Source organism: Microbacterium sp. zg-Y625, from assembly GCF_030246925.1.
Lineage (GTDB): Bacteria > Actinomycetota > Actinomycetes > Actinomycetales > Microbacteriaceae > Microbacterium > Microbacterium jiangjiandongii.
This window is the reverse complement of record NZ_CP126740.1, coordinates 713,781-728,848: the sequence shown is the minus strand read 5'-3', so window position 1 is coordinate 728,848 and position 15,068 is coordinate 713,781. Positions and strand designations below refer to the sequence as shown.

Below are 15,068 nucleotides of genomic sequence, written 5' to 3'. Positions count from 1 at the left end.
CCTTGTCTCCACCCTCCAACGTCCGCGGGGGCGCTGTCGCTAGGGTGGAACGGTGACGGACCAGCCCGACCTCTCCACGACCGCCGGCAAGATCGCCGACCTGCGCGACCGATACCAGGAGGCGGTCCTCGACGCCGAGGCCGCCGCCCGCGACAAGCAGCACGCGAAGGGCAAGCTGACCGCGCGCGAGCGCATCGAGCTGCTGGTGGACCCCGGCTCGTTCGTCGAGTTCGACGAGTACGTCCGCCACCGCACCACGGCCTTCGGGATGGACCGCTCCCGCCCCTACGGCGACTCGGTCGTCACCGGCACGGGCACCATCCACGGGCGCACCGTCGCCGTGTACGCCCAGGACTTCTCGACGTTCGGCGGGTCCCTCGGCGAAGTCGCCGGCGACAAGATCATCAAGGTGATGGAGTTCGCCCTGCGCGGCGGTATGCCCATCATCGGCATGCTCGACTCCGGCGGGGCCCGCATCCAGGAGGGCGTGGTGGCCCTCGGCAAGTACGGCGAGATCTTCCGCCTCAACACCGCCGCCTCCGGGGTCATCCCGCAGATCTCGATCGTCATGGGGCCGGCCGCCGGCGGCGCGGTGTACTCCCCCGCCCTGACGGACTTCGTGATCATGGTCGACAAGACCAGCCAGATGTTCGTCACCGGCCCCGACGTCATCAAGACCGTCACCGGCGAGGACGTCGGCATGGAGGAGCTCGGCGGCGCGCACACCCACAACACCCGCTCGGGCGTCGCCCACTACCTGGCCGAGGACGAGGACGACGCCCTCGACTACGCGCGCACGCTCGTCGGCTTCCTCCCCGACAACAACATGGCGGAGCTCCCCGTGTACGAGCACGGGTTCGAGTGGGAGACGACGGATGCCGACCGGTCGCTGAACGCGATCATCCCCGATTCCGCGAACCAGCCGTACGACATCCACCAGGTCATCGGTCACCTCGTCGACGGCGGCGACTTCCTCGAGGTGCAGCCCCTGTTCGCGCCGAACATCGTGATCGGCTTCGGCCGCATGGAGGGGCGAACGGTGGGGATCATCGCCAACCAGCCGTCGCAGATGGCCGGCACCCTCAACATCGAGGCCGGCGAGAAGGCGAGCCGCTTCGTGCGCTTCTGCGATGCGTTCTCGGTGCCGATCGTCACGCTCGTCGACGTGCCCGGTTACCTCCCCGGCACCGACCAGGAATGGACGGGCGTCATCCGCCGCGGCGCGAAGCTGCTCTACGCCTACGCCGAGGCCACCGTGCCCCTGGTGACCGTGATCCTGCGCAAGGCGTACGGCGGCGCGTACATCGTGATGGGCTCCAAGCAGCTGGGCGCCGACGTCAACCTCGCCTGGCCGACGGCCGAGATCGCGGTGATGGGCGGTCAGGGCGCGGTGAACATCCTGTATCGCAACGAGATCCGTCGGGCTGAGGAGGCCGGCGAGGATGTCGCGGCCGTGCGCGCGCGCCTGGCGTCGGAATACACGTACAACGTCGCCTCCCCGTTCCTCGCCGCCGAGCGCGGCGAGCTGGACGGCATCATCGAGCCGGCGCAGACCCGCGTCTCGGTCGCCAAGGCCCTGCGGTCGCTGCGCGGCAAGCGCGCGAGCCTGCCGCCGAAGAAGCACGGGAACATCCCGCTGTGAGCACCCCGCCCCCCGACGAGGCCCGCATCCGCGTCGATGTGCGGCGCGGCAGCGCCACCGAAGAGGACCTCGCCGCGGTCATCGCCGTGGTCACCGAGGCGTACCACCGCGAGGCCGCAGACGCCGTCGTCGACGACCCGCCGGTGCGGCCAGGGTGGGAACACGCGGCGCGAGGCCTGCGCCGGCCGCTGGATCGGCAGGCCGGCTGGCGGACCGGACTTCGCTGAGTCCGCGTTGTCCCCCAAAGTACCTACAGACAGGCTTCGTCGCGGCGGCGGATACTGATCCTGCTGAACGCAATTCTGCGTCCGCCGGATCGCTTCGTTTCTTTCGAACGCGTCACCCGGCCCCCGCGGAGAGGTTTTCGGGTAACCGCTCCGCACACGGCGAGGGGCGGGCGGCTTCGCCGCCCCTCGCCGCTCTACCTTCCCGCCCCGGCGGAACGCTTCTCCGCGTCCGGCAGCGGCAGCGCGATCTCGCGCCACAGGTCCACGGTGTCCTCGCCGTCCTCGCGCGAGCGACCGACCACCGTGACGGCGACCGTCTCGTGCGGAGCCGTCCGGATGTAGATGCGCTCGGACTGGGCGTTGCGCAGCACGTCTGCCAGCTCCGCGCGCACGACCCGCAGCCCGCGCTCGCCGAGACCGTCGAGGCCGCCTTCGTCGAGCACCGTGACGTTCGCACCGCGCTGGCGTGCGGCTTCGAGCACACCGCGCACATCGTCGTCGAGAAGCCGCCGACCGCGCAGCTCGTCGCGCATCCGCCCCTCGGCCAGCCGGGCCAGCTCGCGCTCATGGGCGTCGAGGTCACCGCCGGTGGCGATGGTGCGGGTGAGCACGGGGCCGGCGACGGCGAGCGCCCGCTGCACCTGCACGCGGCGCTCCCGCTGGCGCCCGGCCTGCGACGCCAGCCATTCCGACGCCGCGCGCTGCAGTCGCGTCAGCTGGGTGCTCTCGAGCGACGCCCGGTCCGTCGACCACATCAGCAGCTGCGCCATCGCCGTCCACACCGCCGACCCGACGAGTCCGAGCGACAGGCTGGGCAGCAGCCCGATCCAGAAGGCGCCCTGAATCGTCAGCAGCACGATGCCGATGGCCGCGACGATCGGCCGGCGGCGCACCACGACGATCGCCATGAGCGCGCCGATGGCGCCGATCGTCCACGTGGCGTACGGCTGCGTCCGCGCGGCTTCGTCGACGCTGGCCCACACCACACTCGGCACGACGGCGGCCGTGCCGAGCGCGAGAGCGGCCACCCAGGCGGGCAGCAAAGTGGGTCCGCCCCCACCGGTGGTCATGCCGGCGTCGTCGACGAGGCCACGCCGCTTCACCTCACCGCTGCGCTGGCCCCAGAAGATGGCGAGCCACGACGCGGCGAGGTACAGCGCCACCGCCGCGGCGGTCGCGAGCCAGTGATCGGAGAAGTTGCCCTCCCACCAGGGCCAGCCGATGCCGAGGTAGGCGGTGAACGCCACACCCAGCGCGGACAGCACGCTCCGAGGTCGCAGCTTCATGGCAGCGGCTCCCATTCCAGGACGACGCTGGTCCCCTCGTCGGTGGGTGACACGTGTGCGCGTCCGCCCACCGCGGCGACCCGCGCGTAGATCGACGCCCGGATGCCGAGCCGGTCGTCAGGGACCGCGCCCAGGTCGAAGCCCGTGCCGGCGTCGCGGACGGTGATGCGGATGCCGCCGCGCTGGGCGCCGTCGTCGACGGTCACCACGAGGCCGACCGAGGCGGCGTGCTCGACCGCGTTCGCCACGGCCTGCGTGGCGGCGAGCACGAGCGCCCGCCCGACGCGACCCGGCACGGTCACGGCCTCGTCGGTCAGGGACCGCTGGACCTGCAGGTCCACACCGACCTCCTGCGCCGCCCGTTGCAGCCGCTCGATCAGCTCGTGCACCGACACCGGGGCGTCGGGGCCCTCGCCGGCATCCTGCTCGGTGTTCGCCAGACGTGTGAGCGCCTCGCGCGCCATGGCCACCGCCAGCGCCCGCTCCCGCGGCGTCTCCGCCCGCTCCGCCGCGATGAGGGCGGCCAGCACGCTGTCGTGCATGAGCGCGGCGACCGCGATGCGCTCCCGTTCCGCTGCGTCGGCCGCGGCGGCCGCGGCGTACGAGGCGACCGCCTCGGCCCGTGCCTCGTCGACATCGGTGGCGACCGCGCGATAGACGCGGTCGAGGGTGAGCAGCACCGCTCCGAGGATGATGGCGTAGAGCACGTCGAGGCCCACGGGAGCAGCGGCATCCGGAGCGAAGTCGAACTGCGCCCAGCGCACGATGCCGTACTCCACCGGCACCATGACCGTCCACACGAGCTGAAGCGGCAGCGGGAAGGACAGCACGGCCGCGACCGTCGCCACATTGAGCAGCAGCCAGATCCACGGCCCCTCCGAGGGCGATGTCGGCGTGCCCACCACGGCGAGGGGCCACGCGAGCAGGGCCAGCGGGTAGGCGACGGCGAAGACGCCCGCGGTCTCGCGCACCGCACGCCCGACGATGCAGCCCACGATCATCGCAGCCAGGGGGACGAAGACCACGACCATGAGAATCGTGCGCCACTGCGGCAGTTCGTCCGTCGACCCGAAGGCGGTCAGGAGCGAATGGACGCCCAGGGCGATGCTGCCGGCGCCGACCGCGAGCGAGGTGAAGCGTTCGACGCGCGCTCGGGTGAACGTCGCCATGCCGGCGATCGTGTCCGCGGTGTGGGGAAAAGTGCCGTGTGCGTCCGCCAGCACGCGGCGACTGGCCTCAGACTGCACCGGGGGACTCGGTGGGTCGGGTCAGGAGTCCGTCCTCCATCGCGCGGCGCGCCAAGTCCACCTTGGTGGGCGCAGGGCGGCCCACCTCGACGTACTTGTACCTCACTCGCGTGATGTTCTCCTTGGCCGTCGAGTACGCCACCCCCAGGCGGTCCGCGACGACCTTCAGCGGGAGCCCCGCAGCATAGAGCCTCAGCACGTCCCGCTCGCGAGCGGACAGCTGCGCGTCGGCGAAAGCGCGATCGCCCTCCACCGCGCTTGCCCACTCCACGTTGTCGAGGTGCTGTCCGTCAGCGACCGTGCCGATCGCCTCGACGACCTCGTCGATGCGGCTGGCCTTGCTGATCACGCCCGCGGCTCCCGCGGCCAGGGCCTCGCGCACGGTGGTCGCACGGTCCGCCACGCTGTGGATGATGACGCTCGAGCCGTCCCGCACGAGGCGCGTGACGTTCTCGGTGACCGTGGTGCCATCGCCCAGGGTCAGATCGAGCACGACCACGTCCGCCGGCGGCTGGTGGCTGTAGAGCCGCCAGTCGAGGTACTCCGTGACGGAGCTCCCCGAGAAGGCCACGTCCTGGGCGCCGGAGCGCAGGCACGCCGCTTCGAGCCCGAGCCGCACCGACTCGTGGTCGTCGATGAGCGCCACCCGGATCATGCTGGTCATGCTACCGCCGCGGCTCTTCGCGGATGAGCGTCGCCACGGCCTCGACGTGATGCGAGTTCGGAAAGAGGTCGAGACCGTCGATGCGGGACGCCGCGTACCCGGCCTCCCGGAAGGTCGCCACATCGCGCGCCAGCGCCACGGGATCGCACGCCACGTAGACGACGGTCTGCGGTGCGAGCGATGCCACGGCCTGCACCACTTCGCGCCCGGCGCCGGAGCGCGGCGGGTCGAGCACCACGACGCCGCGGGCCAGCCGCTCCCGGTCGCGACGGGTGGCCTCATTGCCCCACTGGGCGAGCCAGCGGTCCACGCGGCCGGTCTCGGCGCGCGCACCCACCCACTCGGAGAGGTTCTCGCCGGCGTGCTCGGTCGCGCGGGAGTCGGACTCGACACTGATGACGCGCGTGCGGGGTCCGCCGATGTCCCCGAGCGCCGCGGCGAACAGTCCCACGCCGCCGTAGAGGTCCAGGTGCAGCGACTCGGGGTCGAGACCTTCGGGGTGTGCCTCGGTCAGATGCTCGGAGACGACCTGCGTCAGCGCGTGCGCTGCGAAGCGGTGCACCTGCCAGAACCCGCCGGCATCCACGCGGAACTCGCGCCCCGCGACCTGTTCTACGATGACTTCGCGCAGCGGATTCGCCCCCGTCGCCCTGCGTCCCGTCGGAGTCGCGCCGCGGGGCCGGCGCCCGCCGTCACGGTGGTGGTGCTCGGGTCGGGGCAGCACGCGCACGCGCCCATCGGACGGAAGCACCAGATCGATCCGCCCCGGCGCCACACCCTGCAGCTCCAGCGCCACACGCGCGAGGTCGGGGGCGGCCAGCGGGTGGTCCTCGACCGTCACGACGCGGTGGCTGCGCGCCGCGTACGGGCCGACGCGGCCGTCGGCATCCACGTGCAGGCTGAGCCGGGTGCGCCACCCGGTGCCGTCGTCGTCCGCGGGCGGGGTGGCACGGTCCACACCGTCGGCCGACACCGGGGAGACCGTGACCGGCATCGTCAGGCCGGCGAAACGCTGCAGCGCGTCCGTGACGACGTGCTGCTTGAGGGCCCGCTGGTGGGTGAGTTCGATGTGGCCGAAGTCCGCGCCGCCCGGTCGGTCCTCCGGGGCCACGTCGACATCCGCCTGCCGCCAGATGTGCGGGCGACGGTGCGGCGACGCATCGAGCACCTCCAGCACCTCACCACGCCAGAACGACGCCTTGCCGACGTCGGTCAGCCGCACCCGCACCCGCTCCCCCGGGAGAGCGTCGGGAACGAACACGACGCGCCCCTCGTGACGGCCGACGAACACGCCGCCGTGGGCGACGTCGGTGACGTCGAGATCGATGAGGGCGTCCGTGGATGCCAAGGGTGTAGCCATCCTTCGATGCTCGCACACCCAGATGTGCCCGCCCCTAGGCTGGGGCGATGCGCGTGTGCCTCGCCTCGACCTCTCCCGCCCGTCTCACGCTGCTGCGGCAGGCCGGCATCGAACCGGAGACGATGGCACCGGACGTGGATGAGGATGCCGTCATCGCAGCGGTTCAGCATGACGAGGCGCGCACCCTTCCCGCCGCCGAGCACGTGCTGCTCCTCGCGCGACGCAAGGCCGCGGACGTCGCCGAGCGCGTGGCCGCAGCCGGGTTCGAGGGCATCGTCATCGGCGGGGACTCGATGTTCGAGATCGACGGCGAGATCCTCGGCAAGCCCTACACGGCCGAGGCCGCCGTGGCGCGATGGCGGGCGATGCGGGGGCGCACCGGCATCCTGCACTCCGGCCACAGCGTCGTGCGGGTGCGCGCCGGCCGGCCGACGGCAGAGGCTCACGCGGTCGCAGAAGCGGCGGTGACCTTCGCCGCCGACATCGACGACGACGAGATCGCCGCGTACGTCGCGACCGGCGAGCCGCTGCACGTGGCCGGGGCATTCACCATCGACAGCCTCGGCGGCCCCTTCATCGACGCCGTGCAGGGGGACCCCTCGACGGTGGTCGGAATGTCGCTGCCGACGGTGCGCCGCCTGGCGCGGCAGCTCGACGTCGCCTGGCCGACGCTCTGGAACCGTTCGTAGACATCGACGAAGGTTTCCCGGACTTTCTTGTGCGGGTGATCCAAAGAGCACCCCCGGTGTCTGGGTAGGCTGACATCCATGCCTGCTATCGCCAAGGTGCTCATCGCGAACCGCGGCGAGATCGCCGTCCGCATCATCCGCGCTGCCCGCGACAGCGGCAAGGGGTCGGTCGCCGTCTACGCCGACCAGGATCGCGACGCCCTGCACGCCCGACTCGCCGACGAGGCCTATTCGCTCGACGGCGCGACGAGCGCCGACACCTACCTCTCGATCGACAAGATCCTCTCCGTCGCCCGCCGCTCCGGCGCCGACGCGGTGCACCCCGGCTACGGCTTCCTCGCCGAGAACGCCGACTTTGCCCGCGCCGTCATCGCCGCGGGGCTCGTCTGGATCGGACCGTCGCCCGAGGCGATCGAAGCCCTCGGCGACAAGGTCACCGCCCGGCATGTGGCCGAGCGGGTCGGCGCTCCGCTCGCACCGGGCACGCCTGGACCGGTCGCGAACGCCGATGAGGCCATCGCGTTCGCCCGCGAGCACGGTCTGCCGATCGCCATCAAGGCCGCGTACGGCGGCGGCGGCCGGGGACTGAAGGTCGCCCGCGAGCTGGACGAGGTGGCCGAGGCCTTCGAATCCGCCACCCGCGAGGCGATCACCGCCTTCGGGCGCGGCGAGTGCTTCGTGGAGAAGTACCTCGACAAGCCCCGTCACGTCGAGACCCAGTGCCTGGCCGACGCCGCCGGCACCGTCGTCGTCGTCTCGACCCGCGACTGCTCGCTGCAGCGGCGCCACCAGAAGCTCGTGGAAGAGGCTCCGGCCCCCTTCCTCACGCCCGAGCAGAACGAGGTGCTCTACACCTCGTCGAAGGCGATCCTCAAAGAGGTGGGCTACGTCGGGGCCGGCACCTGCGAGTTCCTCATCGGCGCCGACGGCACCATCTCGTTCCTCGAGGTGAACACCCGCCTGCAGGTCGAGCACCCGGTGTCCGAAGAGGTCACCGGCATCGACCTCGTGCGCGAGCAGTTCCGCCTGGCCGAGGGCGGCCTGCTCGAAGAGCGCGACCCCGAGCCCGTCGGCCACTCCATCGAGTTCCGCATCAACGGGGAGGACCCCGGTCGCGGGTTCCTGCCGCAGCCCGGTCGCATCCACGTCTTCAAGACCTTCGGCGGACCCGGCATCCGGCTCGACTCCGGCGTCACCGCGGGTGACGCGGTGTCGGGCGCGTTCGATTCGCTGCTGGGCAAGATCATCGTCACCGGGCGCGACCGTGCCGAGGCGCTGTCACGGGCGCGCCGGGCGCTCGATGAGTTCGAGGTCGCCGGCATGCCGACCGTGCTGCCGTTCCACCGCCGCGTCGTGCGCGACCCCGCCTTCACCGCCGAGGACGGCCGGTTCGGCGTCTTCACGCGCTGGATCGAGACCGAGTTCGACAACGACATCCCGCCGTGGGACGGCGAAGACGACACCCCGGATGCCGGCGACAGCCGCCACACGGTCGTCGTCGAGGTCGCAGGCAAGCGCCTCGAGGTGAGCCTGCCCGACCGCATCGTCGCGGCTCCGGCGAAGGTCGGCCGCCCGGCGGCTGTGCCGCCGTCGCGGCGAAGCCACGCACCGACGGTGGTCGCCGGGGCGTCGGGCGACGCCGTCACGTCGCCGATGCAGGCGACCGTCGTGAAGGTCGCCGTCGCCGAGGGACAGCAGGTCGTCAAGGGCGACCTCGTCGTCGTGCTCGAGGCGATGAAGATGGAGCAGCCCATCCAGGCGCACAAGGACGGCGTCGTCGGCGCCCTGGACGCCATGCCGGGCACCACCGTCTCGGCCGGGCACCTGCTGCTCACGATCACCTGACCCCGGCGGGGTCGCGGCCCCGTGGCATCCGTCGCGCCCGGCCGAGGGAGGGCAGCGCGCGGGTTACACCTCGGGCTCGGTGGCCCGGTCGACGATGTGCATCGCGCGGGCGGCATCGGTGATCGACCCCGAAAGCGAGGGGTACACCGCGAAGACGCGCGACACCTGGTCGACGGTCAGCCGTCGCTCCACGGCGATCGCGATGGGGTAGATGAGCTCCGAAGCGCGGGGAGCCACGATGACCCCGCCGAGCACGGTGCCGCTTCCCTGCCGGGCGAAGAGCTTCACGAAGCCGTCGCGGACGCCCATCATCTTGGCGCGGGGGTTGGCCGCCAGCGGCAGCTTGTGCACGACGCCGTCGACCAGGCCGGAGTCGATGTCCGCCTGCTGGAAGCCCACGGTCGCGATCTCGGGGGCGGTGAAGATGTTGGCGGCGATGCGGCGGCGCTCGAGCGGGATGACGGTGTCACCGAGGGCGTGGAACACCGCGGTGCGCCCCTGCATCGAGGCGACCGAGGCCAGCGGCACGAAGGTGGTGCAGTCGCCGGCGGCGTAGATGTTGGGGACCGACGTGCGGGCGACCCTGTTGACGCGGATGTGCCCGGACTCGGTCATCTGGATGCCGGCCTCCTCCAGCCCGATGCCGGCGGTGTTCGGCACGGAGCCGACGGCCATGAGGCAGTGGCTGCCCTCGATCGTGCGTCCGTCGGCGAGGGTCACCACGACGCCGTCACCCGAGCGCTGCACCGTCTGGGCACGGGCCTTCGACAGCACCTGCATACCGCCGCGGGTGAAGACACGCTCGAGGAGGGCCGCAGCGTCCGGGTCCTCCCCCGGCAGCACGTGGTCACGGCTGGAGACGAGCGTGACCCTGGCGCCGAGGTTCATGTAGGCCCCGGCGAACTCGGCGCCGGTGACGCCCGAGCCGACCACGATCAGGTGCTCCGGCAGCGACTTCATGTCGTACAGCTGGGTCCAGGTGAGGATCCGCTCCCCGTCGGGCGGCGCGGTGGGGAGCTCCCGCGGCGACGAGCCGACGGACACGACGAGGGTGTCCGCCTCGATGCGGTCGAAGTCGACGCCACCGGGGCCGGTGGACACCACGACGGCGTTGTCACCCTCGAGCCGCCCGTGGCCGGAGACGATCCGCACCCCCGCCTCGACGAGCGTCGCACGCATGTCGTCGGACTGCTGGCGCGCCAGCGACAGCAGACGCTTGTTCACGGCTGCGAGGTTGATGGCGACCTCGGGCTTGAGCGGCCGACCGTCGCCGCCGCGGGCGAACAGCTGCACGCCCAGGTCACCGGCCTGCGAGATCGCCACTGCCGCGTCCGCGGTGGCGATGAGGCTCTTGGAGGGGACGACGTCGGTGATCACCGCGGCACCCCCGACGCTCGCGCGCTCGACGAGCGTGACCTTCGCGCCGAGCTGGGCGGCGGCGATCGCGGCCTCGTAACCGCCGGGGCCCCCACCGAGGATGGCGACGGTCTGGGTGCGCTCGAAGCTCAACGACATGACTCCATTCTCTCAGGCGCGCTGAGGCGTCGATGCCGCTCGGCTGGCCTCGCGGCATCCGACTTCCTAAAGTGGGGGCATGTCCGACACGACCACCCATCCCCTCGACGACCCCGCTGCCGACCCCTTCGGCGTGGCCGCCGACGCCGCCGCCGACATCGCCCGCATCACGGGAGTCGAGCGCCACGACATCGCACTGACACTCGGCAGCGGGTGGGGCAAGGCCGCAGAGCTCATCGGCGAGACGACCGCCGTCTTCCCCGCCACCGAGGTCACCGGCTTCAGCCGCCCGGCCCTGCAGGGGCACGCCGGGACCCTCCGCAGCGTCCGGACCGAGTCGGGCGCGAACGTGCTGGTCATCGGCGCGCGCACCCACTTCTATGAGGGCCACGGCGTGCGCCGCGTGGTGCACAGCGTGCGCACCGCCGCCGCGACCGGTGCCCGCATCATGGTGCTCACCAACGGCGCCGGAGGGATGCGGGCGGGCTGGACCCCCGGCCAGCCCGTACTCATCAGCGACCACATCAACCTCACCGGCGCCTCGCCGCTGGAGGGCGCGACGTTCATCGACCTGACCGACCTGTACTCCCAGCGCCTGCGCGACCTCGCCCGCACGATCGACCCGACCCTCGACGAGGGCGTGTACTGCCAGTTCCGCGGCCCCCAGTACGAGACGCCCGCCGAGGTGCGCATGGCGGGGATCATCGGCGGCGACATCGTCGGCATGTCCACCGCGCTCGAGGCCATCGCCGCGCGGCAGGCCGGCATGGAGATCCTCGGCTTCTCGCTCATCACCAATATGGCCGCCGGCATCCAGGACAGCCCGCTCAGTCACACCGAGGTGCTCGAGGCCGGGCAGGCGGCCGAGTCCGTCATCTCGTCGCTGCTGGCCCGTGTGATCGGCTCGCTGTGACGGACATCACGCGGGCCGCCCGCCGCTGGCTCGCGCAGGACCCCGACCCCGTCACCCGTGCCGAGCTGGAAGAGCTGCTCGCACGGGAGGCGGAAGGCGACGAGGCGGCATCCGCCGACCTCGCCGACCGGTTCGGCGCGCGCCTCGCCTTCGGCACGGCCGGGCTGCGGGGGCGCCTGGGCGCCGGGAGCAACCGCATGAACCGGGTGCTGGTCATGCAGGCCGCCGCCGGCCTCGCGGCGTTCCTGCTGGAGCGTCCCGGCCCGGACGGCCCGCCCACCGTGGTGATCGGCTACGACGGCCGTCGCAACTCCGACGTCTTCGCCCGCGACAGCGCAGAGGTGTTCGCGGGGGCAGGCGTGCGCGCGATCCTCCTCCCCCGCCTACTGCCCACCCCGGTGCTGGCCTTCGCCGTCCGTCACCTCGGTGCCGACGCCGGCGTCATGGTCACCGCCAGTCACAACCCGCCCGCCGACAACGGCTACAAGGTCTACCTCGGCGGCCCCGACGACGGCGCGCAGATCGTTCCCCCGGTCGACGCCGAGATCGCAGCGCACATCCAGCAGGTGGCGGATGCCGGCGACGTCGGATCCCTGCCTCGCTCGAGCGACTACGAGGTGGCCGGCGAGGACGTCGTCGAGGCGTATATCGACGCGACCGCCGCCGTGGCCCCGGCACCGGCGGCCGCCGACGGCATGACGTGGGTCTACACCGCGATGCACGGTGTGGGCTGGGAGACGCTCTCGCGCATCCTCGAGCGGGCCGGCTACCCCGCCCCGGCGCTCGTGACGGCGCAGACGCAGCCGGACGGCACCTTCCCCACCGTCGCCTTCCCCAACCCCGAGGAACCCGGCGCCATGGACCTGGCGTTCGAGACCGCCCGCGAGGTCGGGGCGGACTTCATCCTCGCCAACGACCCCGACGCCGACCGGCTGGCCGTCGCCGTCCCCGATGCCGACGCCCCCGGCGGGTGGCGCAAGCTCACCGGCAACGAGATCGGCCTGCTGCTCGGGTGGCGGGCCGCGAAGCGGGCTGCCGACGCCGGACTCGGAGCCGAGGCTTCGCTCGCCTGCTCGCTCGTGTCGTCGCCGGGTCTGGCCGTCGTCGCCGAGCGCTACGGCCTGTCGTCGTACGCGACGCTGACCGGGTTCAAGTGGATCTCGCGCGCGCCCGGCATCGTCTACGGCTTCGAAGAGGCGCTGGGATACCTCGTCAACCCCGAGACCGTGCGGGACAAGGACGGCATCTCGGCCGCGATCGCGATGCTGGGGCTCATCGCCGAGGCACGCGCGTCGGGCGGCGACGCCAACAGCCTGCTCGCCCGGTTCCAGGACGAGTTCGGGTTCTTCGACAGCGGTCAGGTGGCGCTGCGCGTGGAGGACGTATCGATCATCGGCCGCATCATGGCGTCGCTGCGCTCCTCGCCCCCGCAGGCGGTCGGCGGCGTCGCCGTCGAGCGGATCGACGACCTGCTGGACGGCGTCGACGGGCTTCCGCCGGGCGATGTGCTGCGACTCTGGCTTGCCGACGGATCGCGCGTGATCGTGCGGCCGAGCGGCACGGAGCCCAAGGTCAAGGTCTATCTCGACGTGCGGGGCGAGTCCGCCGCCGACGCGCGGGCGCGACTGGTCGCGGTCGAGGCCGGAGCCAGGGAGCTGCTCGCCCGCGGGTGAAAGAGGCGCACATGCGCGAACACGACGCGCCCACGCCGGGCGCAGACGCTTCCAGTGCGGTGGATCCACCGCACTGGAAGCGCAACGTGGTGCTGTTCCTCGCGGGGCAGACCACGAGCCTCTTCGGGTCGATGCTCGTGCAGTACGCCGTGTTCTGGTACCTGACGCTGACCTATCAGCGGGGCGACATCATGGCGCTCGCGGCGGTGTTCGGGTTCCTGCCGCAGGCGATCGTCTCGATCTTCGGCGGGGTGTGGGCCGACCGCCACAACCGCAAGCACCTCATCATCGCGGCGGACGCCGGCATCGCCCTGACGACCCTGGCGCTCGCCCTGATGATGATGACCGGCTACGACGGCGTGTGGCTCATCTTCCTGACGCTCGCGATCCGCTCCGCCGGCGCCGGCATCCAGAGCCCCGCCGTATCGGCGCTGATCCCGCAGATCACCCCGGCCCGGAACCTGATGCGCGTCAACGGCGTCAACGGCTCCATCCAGTCCGCCATGGCGCTGCTCGCGCCGGCGGCGGCGGGCGCCGTCTTCGCGTGGGCGGCGACGGCGTGGGGCGGGGCGGCGGCGTCGCTCATCCCGATCTTCTTCGTCGACGTCGTCACGGCCGCCGTCGGCATCCTGCTGCTCGCGTTCGTGCCGGTCCGCGCCGTTCAGCGATCCGACGACGCCCCCACCGGGTACTTCGCCGACCTCGTGGAGGGCGTGCGCTACGTCGCGCACCACGCCTTCCTGCGCTGGCTGCTGGCGTTGTTCGCGATCATCTTCGTGCTCAGCGTGGCGCCCTCGAGCCTGACGCCGCTCATGCTGGTGCGCACCTTCGACGCCGGCGAGCAGCAGAACATCACCCACCTCGCGGTGCTCGAGATCGCCTTCAGCGTCGGGATGATGCTCGGCGGCATCGTCGTGGCATCGTTCTTCGCCACGCGCAGCCGCATCGGGATGATCGTCACGTCGGCGCTGGTCTTCGGCCTGCTGGCGATCGGCATGGGGCTGTCGCCCACCGTGTGGATCTTCTTCGCCTTCATGTTCCTCGTGGGCCTCGCGGTGCCGTTCTTCTCCACGCCGGCCTTCACTCTCCTGCAGGAGACCGTCGAACCCGAGCGGCAGGGCCGCGTCTTCGGGTTCGTCGGCATCGTCATGGCCGTCGCGATGCCGCTGGGCATGTCGGTGCTGGGCCCCCTCGCCGATGTCGTCGACATCGAGGTGCTGCTGGTGGCCACCGGCATCCTCACCTTCCTCGTCGTGGGTGCCGCGGTGGGGCTGCCCGTCGGGCGCCGTGCCATGCAGGCGGCGCGGACCGCGCGGGAAGCCTGACCATCGGCGGCGAGCGACGTGGCCGGGCGGGCCGGTCCGTCCGCCGCGCCCGGTAGCCTCGTGCTGTGCTGCTGAGCGACGCCACCATCCTGGAGAACGCCCACGTGCGACTCGAGCCGCTGGGGCCGCAGCATGCGTCCGACCTCGCCGTGGCATCCGTCGGGCTGGAGCACGCCTGGTACACCTCGGTGCCTCTGCCTGCGGGCGTGCCGGAAGAGATCGCCCGGCGCTCGGCGATGCGCGACGCCGGCACCATGAACCCGTGGGCGGTGCTCCGCGAGGGTGTCGCCGTGGGGATGACCTGCTTCTGCGGCATCGACCAGCCGAACCGGCACGTCGAGATCGGCTACACCTGGCTCGCCCTGTCCGCGCAGCGCACCGCGGTGAACACCGCGGCGAAGCTGCTGCTGCTGGGGCACGCGTTCGACGCGTGCGATGCGATCGCCGTGGAACTGCGCACCCACTGGCACAACCGGCAGTCGCGCGCCGCGATCGCGCGGCTCGGCGCGAAGCAGGACGGCGTGCTGCGCAACCACCGACTCGGACCGGACGGCAGCCTGCGCGACACCGTGGTGTTCTCGATCCTGCCGCACGAGTGGCCCGCCGTCCGGCTCGGGCTGCAGGAGCGGTTGCGCGGCGGCTGACCCCCGCCGCTCCGGGGTCCGTCGCCCGATACGCGCCC

The 15,068-nt window shown here is 72.0% G+C and carries 13 protein-coding genes; 8 read left to right on the top strand and 5 right to left on the bottom strand.

Annotated elements, in window-relative coordinates:
- Nucleotides 1-52 precede the first annotated feature (52 nt).
- Together QNO14_RS03195 and QNO14_RS03190 are read left to right on the top strand one after the other, a co-directional pair.
- On the top strand, nucleotides 53-1,642 hold the full coding sequence (locus QNO14_RS03195; protein ID WP_257494647.1) for an acyl-CoA carboxylase subunit beta: 1,590 nt from the start codon (nucleotides 53-55) through the stop codon (nucleotides 1,640-1,642).
- Complete coding sequence (locus tag QNO14_RS03190; protein ID WP_257494648.1) at nucleotides 1,639-1,869, top strand: acyl-CoA carboxylase subunit epsilon; 231 nt, start codon at nucleotides 1,639-1,641, stop codon at nucleotides 1,867-1,869. Before QNO14_RS03195 ends, QNO14_RS03190 begins: the two co-directional genes overlap by 4 nt.
- A gap of 194 nt (nucleotides 1,870-2,063) precedes the next feature.
- Here the strand turns inward: QNO14_RS03190 and QNO14_RS03185 are convergent, their stop codons facing one another.
- The 4 genes from QNO14_RS03185 to QNO14_RS03170 all read right to left on the bottom strand — a co-directional run bounded on the left by QNO14_RS03185 (nucleotide 2,064) and on the right by QNO14_RS03170 (nucleotide 6,426).
- Nucleotides 2,064-3,155: a hypothetical protein gene (locus QNO14_RS03185; protein WP_257494649.1), complete on the bottom strand. Its 1,092-nt coding sequence runs from the start codon at nucleotides 3,153-3,155 to the stop codon at nucleotides 2,064-2,066.
- Nucleotides 3,152-4,324, bottom strand: a complete 1,173-nt coding sequence (locus QNO14_RS03180) for a sensor histidine kinase (protein ID WP_257494650.1) — start codon at nucleotides 4,322-4,324, stop codon at nucleotides 3,152-3,154. Before QNO14_RS03180 ends, QNO14_RS03185 begins: the two co-directional genes overlap by 4 nt.
- A gap of 67 nt (nucleotides 4,325-4,391) precedes the next feature.
- Nucleotides 4,392-5,057 (bottom strand): response regulator transcription factor, encoded by a 666-nt coding sequence (locus tag QNO14_RS03175; protein ID WP_257494651.1) that lies wholly within the window; start codon nucleotides 5,055-5,057, stop codon nucleotides 4,392-4,394.
- Nucleotides 5,058-5,067: 10 nt separating this feature from the next.
- Nucleotides 5,068-6,426 (bottom strand): class I SAM-dependent RNA methyltransferase, encoded by a 1,359-nt coding sequence (locus QNO14_RS03170; protein ID WP_257506721.1) that lies wholly within the window; start codon nucleotides 6,424-6,426, stop codon nucleotides 5,068-5,070.
- Between the two features lie 47 nt (nucleotides 6,427-6,473).
- Here QNO14_RS03170 and QNO14_RS03165 point away from each other — a divergent pair, with 47 nt between their 5' ends.
- Nucleotides 6,474-7,115: a Maf family protein gene (locus QNO14_RS03165; RefSeq protein WP_257494653.1), complete on the top strand. Its 642-nt coding sequence runs from the start codon at nucleotides 6,474-6,476 to the stop codon at nucleotides 7,113-7,115.
- 78 nt (nucleotides 7,116-7,193) lie between these two features.
- Nucleotides 7,194-8,960: an acetyl/propionyl/methylcrotonyl-CoA carboxylase subunit alpha gene (locus QNO14_RS03160; RefSeq protein WP_257506720.1), complete on the top strand. Its 1,767-nt coding sequence runs from the start codon at nucleotides 7,194-7,196 to the stop codon at nucleotides 8,958-8,960.
- Nucleotides 8,961-9,023: 63 nt separating this feature from the next.
- Here QNO14_RS03160 and QNO14_RS03155 read toward each other — a convergent pair whose 3' ends face one another.
- Nucleotides 9,024-10,475: an NAD(P)H-quinone dehydrogenase gene (locus tag QNO14_RS03155; RefSeq protein ID WP_257506719.1), complete on the bottom strand. Its 1,452-nt coding sequence runs from the start codon at nucleotides 10,473-10,475 to the stop codon at nucleotides 9,024-9,026.
- A gap of 79 nt (nucleotides 10,476-10,554) precedes the next feature.
- Between QNO14_RS03155 and QNO14_RS03150 the strand changes: the two genes are divergently transcribed.
- The 4 genes from QNO14_RS03150 to QNO14_RS03135 all read left to right on the top strand — a co-directional run bounded on the left by QNO14_RS03150 (nucleotide 10,555) and on the right by QNO14_RS03135 (nucleotide 15,030).
- The gene (locus tag QNO14_RS03150; protein WP_257494656.1) at nucleotides 10,555-11,388 is read left to right on the top strand and encodes a purine-nucleoside phosphorylase; all 834 of its coding nucleotides are present in this window, start codon (nucleotides 10,555-10,557) and stop codon (nucleotides 11,386-11,388) included.
- Nucleotides 11,385-13,061, top strand: a complete 1,677-nt coding sequence (locus QNO14_RS03145; protein WP_257506718.1) for a phospho-sugar mutase — start codon at nucleotides 11,385-11,387, stop codon at nucleotides 13,059-13,061. Before QNO14_RS03150 ends, QNO14_RS03145 begins: the two co-directional genes overlap by 4 nt.
- An 11-nt stretch (nucleotides 13,062-13,072) precedes the next feature.
- Entirely contained in the window at nucleotides 13,073-14,386 is a 1,314-nt protein-coding gene (locus QNO14_RS03140) for an MFS transporter (RefSeq protein ID WP_257506717.1), read from the top strand.
- A 65-nt stretch (nucleotides 14,387-14,451) separates the two neighbouring features.
- Nucleotides 14,452-15,030 (top strand): GNAT family N-acetyltransferase, encoded by a 579-nt coding sequence (locus tag QNO14_RS03135; protein ID WP_257506716.1) that lies wholly within the window; start codon nucleotides 14,452-14,454, stop codon nucleotides 15,028-15,030.
- The last annotated feature ends 38 nt before the right edge of the window (nucleotides 15,031-15,068 follow it).